General features: G+C 69.0%; 4 protein-coding genes. All 4 read right to left on the bottom strand.

Annotated elements, in window-relative coordinates; translation table 11 throughout:
* Positions 1-504, bottom strand: a 504-nt coding sequence (locus VNT50_RS08805) for a Gfo/Idh/MocA family protein (protein ID WP_325484740.1), incomplete at its 3' end; no start/stop codon positions are given.
* A complete protein-coding gene (locus tag VNT50_RS08800) occupies positions 501-1,313 on the bottom strand; it encodes an ATP-binding cassette domain-containing protein (RefSeq protein WP_325484739.1) in 813 nt (270 codons plus the stop codon). The genes VNT50_RS08805 and VNT50_RS08800, both read right to left, overlap by 4 nt.
* Positions 1,310-2,365 carry an ABC transporter permease gene (locus tag VNT50_RS08795; protein ID WP_325484738.1) on the bottom strand — a complete coding sequence of 352 codons (1,056 nt, stop codon included), beginning with the start codon at positions 2,363-2,365 and terminating at the stop codon, positions 1,310-1,312. The genes VNT50_RS08800 and VNT50_RS08795 overlap by 4 nt, the downstream gene beginning before the upstream one ends.
* Positions 2,362-3,196: sugar ABC transporter substrate-binding protein (locus tag VNT50_RS08790; protein WP_325484737.1), on the bottom strand; the 835-nt coding region annotated here is incomplete at its 5' end. The genes VNT50_RS08795 and VNT50_RS08790, both read right to left, overlap by 4 nt.

The following is a 3,196-nucleotide window of genomic DNA, read 5'->3' as shown; positions in this document are numbered from 1 at the left end:
CAGCCGCCCGTCGGCGATCAGCCGCGACGCGTAGCGCACGAGCGGCGCCCAGCGGTAGTTGTAGCCCACGCCGGTGGTCACGCCGGCGCGCCGGGCCGCGCGCTCGGCGCGCACCGTCTGCTCGGGCGTCCCGCCCACCGGCTTCTCGCAGAAGACGTGCTTGCCGGCCTGCGCCGCGGCCTCGATGAGCTCGAGGTGGAGCATGTTCGGCGCCGCGATGAACACGACGTCGACCGCGGGGTCCTCCATCACCGCCCGCCAGTCGGTCGTCCCGCGCGCGTAGCCGAACGAGCCGACCGCCTCGTCGACGCGCGCCGGGACCGCGTCGCTGCAGATCACCAGCTCCGGATCGAACTCGCGCTCGGCGAACAGCGTCGGGATGCGCTGCAGCGATCGGCTGTGGGCCTGGCCCAGCCAGCCGAAGCCGACCAGGCCCACGCCGATGCGCCGGCGAGCGGCGCCGGTGCTCGCCGGTGCCGCCGATGTGACGGGAGCGGTCGTCACGACACCGCCGGCTGATCGAGCGGGCGTCCGAGCTCGTGCTCGAGGGCGTCGAGCTCGGCGCCCCCGGACATCTGCTTGACGAGCTCGTCGCGGCTGATCTCGCCCTTCTTCCAGTCGCCGAGCAGCCTGCCGCGGTTGAGGATCACGAAGCGATCGCCGACCGGGTAGGCGTGGTGCGGGTTGTGGGTGATGAAGATGACGCCGAGCCCGCGGTCGCGCGCCTGGGCGACGTAGCGCAGCACGACGCCCGACTGCTTGACGCCGAGCGCCGACGTCGGCTCATCGAGGATCAAGACCTTGGCCCCGAAGTAGACGGCGCGCGCGATGGCCACCGCCTGACGCTCGCCGCCCGACAGCGTCCCGACCGGCTGGTCGGGATCGCGAACGTCGATGCCCATCTTGCGCAGCTCGCCCACCATGACGTTCTGCGCGGCCTTGACGTCGATCCACCGCAGCGGACCCAGGCTCTTCGTCGGCTCCGAGCCGAGGAAGAAGTTGCGCCAGATCGACATCAACGGCACCGTCGCCAGGTCCTGGAAGACCGTCGCGATGCCGCGCTCCTTGGCCTCGCGCGGGGAGCCGAACGTCGTGTCCTCGCCCTCGACGAGGAGCTCGCCCTCGTCGTGGCGGTGCACGCCCGAGAGGATCTTGATGAACGTCGACTTCCCGGCGCCGTTGTCGCCCAGGACGCACGTCACCTGGTGAGCGCCCACCGACACGCTGATGTCCTTCAGCGCGACGACGTTGCCGAAGTACTTCGAGACGTTGCGGACCTCGAGCAGAGGCGTGCCGTTGGTGGTCGCACTCATCGCCGAGCCCCCTCCGCGCGCTTGCGGATGTAGTTGTTGACGAGGACGGCGACCAGCAGGATCACGCCGAGGAACAGGAAGCGCCAATCGGTGTTCCAGCCCGAGAACTGGATCCCGATGAACGCCATCCCGATGATCAGCGCGCCCAGCGCGGCGCCGATGGCCGAGCCGAAGCCGCCGGTCAGCACGCAGCCGCCGACGACCGCGGCGATGATGAACTGGAACTCGTCGCCCACGCCCTGGCCGGCCTGCGTCGACGCCAGCCGCAGCGCGATCATGATGCCCGTCAGCGCACAGACGAACGACGTCGTCATGAACAGCCCGATCTTCACGCGCTGCACGGGGACGCCGACGTTGCGCGCGGCGTTGGCGTCGCCGCCCACGCCGAAGATCCAGTTGCCCACGCGCGTGCGCGCGAGCGTCCAGGTCGCCAGCGCCGTGATCGCGATCCACCACAGCACGGTGATGCGGAAGTCGTGCGGGCTCCAGAAGCTCCCGCCGAAGATCTTGTTGGCGCTGTCGTAGCCGGTGGCGGTGTCGATGCCGCTGACCGAGACCTGTTGCGTGATCGCCTTCGTCACGCCGAGGTTGACGCCCTGCAGGATGAAGAACGTCGCCAGGGTCACGATGAAGCTGGGCAGCTTCGTCCTCATGACCATGTAGCCGTTGAGGAACCCGACGGCCGTGGCGGCGATCAGCGTGAGCACGATCGCCAGCCAGATGTTCATGTCGACCTCGGTGGCGAGGATGCCCATCATCAGGCCCGCCGAGCCGGTCATGACGCCGGCCGACAGGTCGAACTCGCCGCCGATCATCAGCAGCGCGACGACCACCGCCGGGATGCCGATCGTCGAGGCGACGTCGGTCCAGTTGGAGATGCCGTCGAGCTTCAGGAACAGCGAGTTCTGGGTCCAGAAGAAGATCGCCACGACGACCGCCGCCAGCAGCGCCCCGATCTCGGGGCGCCGCATAAGGCGGGCGGTCGTGCTGATCTTGGCCAGCCGCTCGTCGGCGAGCGGCTGGGGAGGCGGAGCGGTGGCCGTCGCGCTCATCGCGTTCCGGCGGCCGCCAGCTTCTCGACTGTCGCCGCGTTGGACTTGTCGACGAAGCCCGGGCCCGTGAGCACCGGCAGGCCGCCGCCGACCGTGTTGGCGTTGACCTTGAACAGCTTCAGGAACACGATCGGCAGGTAGCCCTGCAGGTACTGCTGCTGGTCGACCGCGAACAGCACGGTCCCCGCCTTGATGTCCTTGATCACGTTCGGCGTGAGGTCGAACGTCGCGATCTTCGCGCTCGAGCTCGCGCCCTTGACCGCCGTCACCGCGGCCGACGCGATGTCCGGGTTCAGCGCGATGACGCCGTCGAACGACTTGTCCGCCTGCAGCTTGGACTTGATCTCGGTCTGCGTGGTGGCGATGTCCTCGGTGCCCTTGACCTGCTGATTGGTCACCGGGCCGCCGAAGCCCTTCTTGACGCCGTCGCAGCGCTGCTGCAGGCCGATGTTGTTCTGCTCGTGGATGACGCAGAGCACCTTCTTGACGCCCGCGTCCTTGAGCTTCTTGCCCGCGGCCTCGCCGGCGATCTCCTCGGTCTGGCCGACGTGGGTGATCGCGCCGAGCTCCTGGAACTGATCGGCGCCCGAGTTCAGCGTGATGATCGGGATGCCGGCGGCCTTGGCCTTGGCCAGCGAGCCCTTGATCGCGTCGGCGTTGGGCACCGAGACGGCGAGGCCGTCGACCTTCTGGGACACGGCGGCGTCGATGAGCTGCGCCTCCTTCTGCGGGTCGTTGTTCGACGGGCTCCAGACGAGCTTGACGCCCTCGTCCTTGGACGCCTGCTCGGCGCCCTTCTTGACGACCGACCAGAACGAGCCCTCGTCGGAG

Source organism: Microbacterium sp., from assembly GCF_035554235.1.
Classification (GTDB): domain Bacteria; phylum Actinomycetota; class Actinomycetes; order Actinomycetales; family Microbacteriaceae; genus Microbacterium.
Note: the sequence above shows the minus strand (reverse complement) of the source record. Positions and strands in the feature narration are given on the sequence as shown.

What these genes read in the sequence shown, in the direction of transcription:
- VNT50_RS08800 (WP_325484739.1), bottom strand. Translation starts at nt 1,313, where the DNA reads ATGAGTGCGACCACCAACGGCACGCCTCTGCTCGAGGTCCGCAACGTC.
- VNT50_RS08795 (WP_325484738.1), bottom strand. Translation starts at nt 2,365, where the DNA reads ATGAGCGCGACGGCCACCGCTCCGCCTCCCCAGCCGCTCGCCGACGAG.